Source organism: Anabaenopsis sp. FSS-46 (assembly GCF_029891665.1).
Lineage (GTDB): Bacteria > Cyanobacteriota > Cyanobacteriia > Cyanobacteriales > Nostocaceae > Anabaenopsis > Anabaenopsis arnoldii.
Map to the genome: position 1 here is coordinate 1 of NZ_JANQDG010000121.1, position 4,782 is coordinate 4,782.

Sequence of the window (4,782 nt, forward strand, 5' to 3'; positions counted from 1 at the left end):
CCCCTGCCCCCTGCCCCCTGCTATATATATCTAGTATCATCCACCCTGAGCCAGATGGAATCAGCAGTGAAGACTTTTAAGCTTAACTTAGTTACAGCCTAAATCTACCAGGTGTAAAACCCTATCCCTGGGGTTGTGAGCCGGAATTTTCAAAGATTAATTCCTATGCTTGATGCAACTATCACCAACATAGTCGATGGGGTGCGTGGGTACGCCCACCCCTTAACCGGCGCTACTCAAGACTACGAACCATTGCTGAACTTAATTGGCGAAGCCTCCTACTGTACCCGTGAATTTTACCAGCAACGGGCAGAAATTACCAAGCGACTCATTCAAGAACAGGGATTTACAGCTTGATGATACCAAGGGGGTTCAACCTCTAGACCGCGTTCTTACCTGGGAAATGGGAGACGCACCCGAAACTTTTCCCTCTGGTCTTTAGAAAACCGGTTTTTACCCTGTGCTCACATCCCCAATCTTTGCTGTGACTCACTCACTCATGTAATTAATTGGAGCTAAAAATTATGGTATTAAGTCGCTGGGAACCTTTTAGAGAAATAGAAACCATGCAACGCCAGATGAATCGTCTCCTTGATCAAATTGCCGGACCCGGTGAAACTGGGGATATCCTGAGCGATCGCTTAACATTTGTACCCCCAGCAGAAATTGACGAAACCCCGGAGCAAGTCACCCTGCGGATGGAAATTCCCGGGATTTCACCCCAGGACTTAGATGTTAAAGTCGCAGCAGATACAGTTTCCGTCACCGGTGAGCGTAAATCTGAAATCAAAGAAGAAAAAACAGGTATGCGTCGTTCAGAATTTCGCTATGGCAGATTTCAAAGGATAATACCCCTACCATCTCGCATTCAGAACGATCAAGTACAAGCAGATTTTAGAAATGGTGTTTTATGTCTCACTATGCCTAAAGCCGAAGAAGAAAAGAGAAGAGTAGTTACCATTACCTTACCAGGACAAGACCAGAAGGAGCTAACCGGCAGTTAACTCTCCATTTTTTTGTGAACCAAGGGGCGATGCTCCCTCAACAGCAGTATTAAATTAATCTATCGCCCCCTTATCTATCAAACCATGTAGAAACCTACGCAGATTTACTCATCAGTTGGGATGATAACTGTGGAGGGGAATATTCAGGAACCAGCACTTTCAGCAGAGATAAGAGAGTATCTCTGTCTTCTGTTTGGGCTGCTAAGAATAGCTGATGCAGATATGGCTCTAGCTTTGTCCAAGGTATCATTGCTTCCTGGGCGGCATAAATTTTTGGATGTATAGTTTTTCTAACATTGTCTTCTTGAATCAACAGCTCTTCATAGAGCTTTTCCCCTGGACGCAACCCTGTGATCTTAATCTCAATGTCCTTCCCTAAAACTAGACCACTGAGTTTCACCATTTGCACCGCCAGATCGTAAATTTTCACCGGTTCCCCCATATCCAAGAGGAAAACCTCCCCCCCATCCCCCAGAGCGCCCGCTTGAATGACCAGGCGAGCTGCTTCGGGAATGGACATAAAATAGCGAGTAATTTCGGGATGGGTAATAGTAATCGGTTGTCGCTGCAAAATTTGCCGCTGAAATCGGGGTACCACTGAACCAGTACTATTTAAGACATTACCAAACCGCACCATAATCAAACGAGTGTAAGTGTCCGGCTGTTTTGATAAAGCTTGCAAAATCAACTCAGCCACTCGTTTGGTTGTTCCCATCACACTGGTGGGACGTACAGCCTTATCGGTAGAAATTAAAACAAAAGTCTCAACTTTACACTCATTGGCCGTGCGGGTAGCTACTAGTGTACCGTAAATGTTGTTAATCACTCCTTGGGCGGGGTTCTTTTCCACTAAAGGAACGTGTTTGTAAGCCGCAGCATGATATAAAGTATCAACATCATATTCTGTAATTACCTGTTTGAGACGTTCGGCATCAGTTACTGAGCCTATACAAGCAGAACAAGACAAATTAGGGTAGGTTTCTCGTAACTCTATCTCAATGCTATATAGTGCAAATTCATTTAATTCATATAGAACCAGGTGGCGGGGTTGTTGTTGAGCAATTTGGCGACAGAGTTCTGAGCCAATAGAACCACCAGCACCCGTGACTAAAACAGATTTATTTGTGATGTTGACTCGCAGTAACTTGGGATCTGGTAGAACTTCCTCACGTCCTAAAATATCGCCTATATTAATTTGGCGCACGTGAGCAATGGAGACTTTACCAGATATGATTTCTGCTAGGGTGGGTACTGTTTTGACTTCTAAATCTAGAGCTTTGAGTTCCGCAACAATTCCTTGCTTTCTTTTGGGGGTAGCTGATGGAATTGCTAAGAGTACTAGCGACACCTGGTACTTGTTAATTAGATATTCCAACTTCTCAGGGCTATAAACTTGAATGCCATTAATCGCATGTTTCCATAGTTGTGAATTGTCGTCCACAAAGGCTATAATTTCAAAGTTGTTATCCTGAGCAAGTGCTTGGGATAGTTGAAATCCAGCTTGTCCGGCTCCATAGATAATTACTGGTTCCAGGGATACCTTGCTATCTGCTACATTGCCATTGGGTTGAGAATGCTGTTTTAATCTCAGGGGGGAACTCAAACCATATAACAGCCATCGGGCTATGAGTCTGACTGTGACTATTAAAATTAGTGTGATTAAAGTATCTAATATCTGAACAGAGATGGGGAGGAAATTGACCCGGAAAATCAAGTCCAGGATGATCAATCCTCCTTGTCCCAGGATAACTGATTTGAATGCTGTGTATAAAAAAGCAAATTCACTGTACTTGAGGACATTTTTGTACATTCCCAGTAGGGCAAATAACAGGATTTTTCCGGGAATCAGCAGAATAATCAAAGGGAGATGTTTACCCAGCATATCCAAAGGAAATAAACTCTGGGAATTTATGCAAAATGCAATATAAATTGCCAATAAAAATAGTAGAGAGTCAGTTAAATAGAGAATCAGATGCTTTTTTGTTCTTGAGGAAGTCTTGAGAAAATGGGCAATATTTTTGATAAAAACAGTTTTTTTCAAAACACTAAGCAGAAAATATGTTATTCGCATAATTATGTATGTGAAAGTGTGATCAAACAGTTTTGAAGTTAAATTTGGTAGAAATTAAGTATTAATAATCAAATCCCCGACTTCTCGTAACAATTGTACATTACCAGGAGTCGGGGATCTTTGGGGGATCTTGAGTAAATTTACACAGTTATGATCTGCTATTCCCTCTCGCCGATTGCAAGCGGGGATTGTAACTGGCTCCGGTGCGTCCAGTGACTAGCCACAGCACTGAGCGCCCTATGTCTCTAGCGATGCGGGGTCGAGCTTCTCGCCGAGAGCTTTGGGAGGGGACGGGTACGGGAGTAAAGGCGATCCCATGACTACCAAAAACGATAGTGGCGATCGCCTGGGATCGCGGCATATGGTAGTCTGAGGTGACGAGATAGACGTGGCGAATATTATTTTGTTGCAAAGGTGCAACCATTGTGGTAAAGTTAGTGACTGTATCTGTGGCGCGGTTGTCGTACTGGATGCGATCGTCTCCCTGTAGTCCTTGGTTGTCAAGTCCGCCTAAGATGCTGCGGATTTCCGGGTCGCCCACGGAGACCCAGATGGGAAGGTCAGGGAATTCTTGAGCCATTTCTCGGGTGAACTTGGCTCTGCTGCTGTCCCCACTGAGCATCAAGATGGCTTGGGGGTGGGGGTTTTGTTGAAGTGCTATGGCTAGACGCAGGGGGATAGCAGTGGCTATGGTGAACATTCCCAAGCAACCAGCTAGGGTAAATAGGCGCAGAGGTTTGAGCATAATCCATAGATAAGATTTCAGATATATGCCTATGTTAGAGGCAAATTTTTCATCTGAGATAATTTTCCCCAGATATCCGGTTATCTCACCTTGACCTGAGATTCTAGCCACCGGTGAAATGTGGCTAGGGTAGTTTGAATTTTTGGTAAAATTTCTATATCGCATCCGTGGTAGTGTTAAAGGCGATCGCACCAGCACTAGTTAGTACAGGTAGGCGATCGCACCATCACCAGTGTATTTAACAGTAGTATTCCTATTTCTCCTGATGTATACCATTTAACCAAGCTTCTAGGTCAGCAATGGTAGTAAAGTCTAGGAGGGCTTCCCCTAGGGACTCCAGTTGATTCAGGTCTAAGGAACGGATTTGAGCTTCTTGGTTGGGGGACAATACCCCACATCGGCGATTAACCTGACGGATAATTAGCTGGGCTTCACCCTCCTGTTTACCTTCGGCTTTACCTTCGGCTTTACCTTCCTTAGCTCCTAGTTGAAACACATCCCGATAGAATCTTGTCTGGGTAATATCTGCTGTTTTCAGGTCTAACATCTTCAATATTTCCTCTGGACTGATTTGGGGGAATTTGCTTACTAGTATAGCCTCTATCAAGTCTAGTCTTTGTGTGAATTGTGTTTTGTTCTCTACATTTTGCAGTAGTTTTTGGGCTGCTTCACCTACCCGGTTTTGAGGGAGAACAATTAACTGCAATATTCCCAGGTTAGGACTTAGGTCTGTTTCTAATAGCAAGTCTTCCAGGTAAAGTCTCTGTACGTCTTCCTTTAAGATTGATCGATAAGGTATTTCTGACCCCAGTTGATGACCACGGGATTTGAGGATGATTAGTCCTCGGCATGGTCTGCTGATGTTATATTGTTTGAGGTACAAGCAAACTTCTGCAAAGTAGCGCCCATAAAAACCCTTATCTGGTTGCATTTGGGCTTCCAGAAATACTATGGGTAGGTTG

Annotated in this window: 5 protein-coding genes; 2 read left to right on the forward strand and 3 right to left on the reverse strand. The window is 43.9% G+C overall.

The annotated features are described in order from the left end of the window. The first annotated feature begins 135 nt into the window (after positions 1-135). Both NWP21_RS15255 and NWP21_RS15260 read left to right on the forward strand, forming a co-directional pair. Entirely contained in the window at positions 136-357 is a 222-nt protein-coding gene (locus tag NWP21_RS15255) for a hypothetical protein (protein ID WP_280793320.1), read from the forward strand. A 167-nt stretch (positions 358-524) separates the two neighbouring features. Then, entirely contained in the window at positions 525-1,004 is a 480-nt protein-coding gene (locus tag NWP21_RS15260; RefSeq protein ID WP_280793321.1) for an Hsp20/alpha crystallin family protein, read from the forward strand. Positions 1,005-1,098: 94 nt separating this feature from the next. On the opposite strand, the gene NWP21_RS15265 is transcribed toward NWP21_RS15260, so the two are convergent. From NWP21_RS15265 to NWP21_RS15275, 3 genes are all read right to left on the reverse strand, one after another. Next, positions 1,099-2,940 (reverse strand): nucleoside-diphosphate sugar epimerase/dehydratase, encoded by a 1,842-nt coding sequence (locus NWP21_RS15265; protein WP_280793322.1) that lies wholly within the window; start codon positions 2,938-2,940, stop codon positions 1,099-1,101. A 283-nt stretch (positions 2,941-3,223) separates the two neighbouring features. Further along, positions 3,224-3,820 (reverse strand): YdcF family protein, encoded by a 597-nt coding sequence (locus tag NWP21_RS15270; protein ID WP_280793323.1) that lies wholly within the window; start codon positions 3,818-3,820, stop codon positions 3,224-3,226. A 253-nt stretch (positions 3,821-4,073) separates the two neighbouring features. Next, on the reverse strand, positions 4,074-4,782 hold a 709-nt coding region (locus tag NWP21_RS15275; protein WP_280793324.1), incomplete at its 5' end, for a DUF2887 domain-containing protein.

What these genes read in the sequence shown, in the direction of transcription:
- NWP21_RS15260 (WP_280793321.1), top strand. Translation starts at nt 525, where the DNA reads ATGGTATTAAGTCGCTGGGAACCTTTTAGAGAAATAGAAACCATGCAA.
- NWP21_RS15270 (WP_280793323.1), bottom strand. Translation starts at nt 3,820, where the DNA reads ATGCTCAAACCTCTGCGCCTATTTACCCTAGCTGGTTGCTTGGGAATG.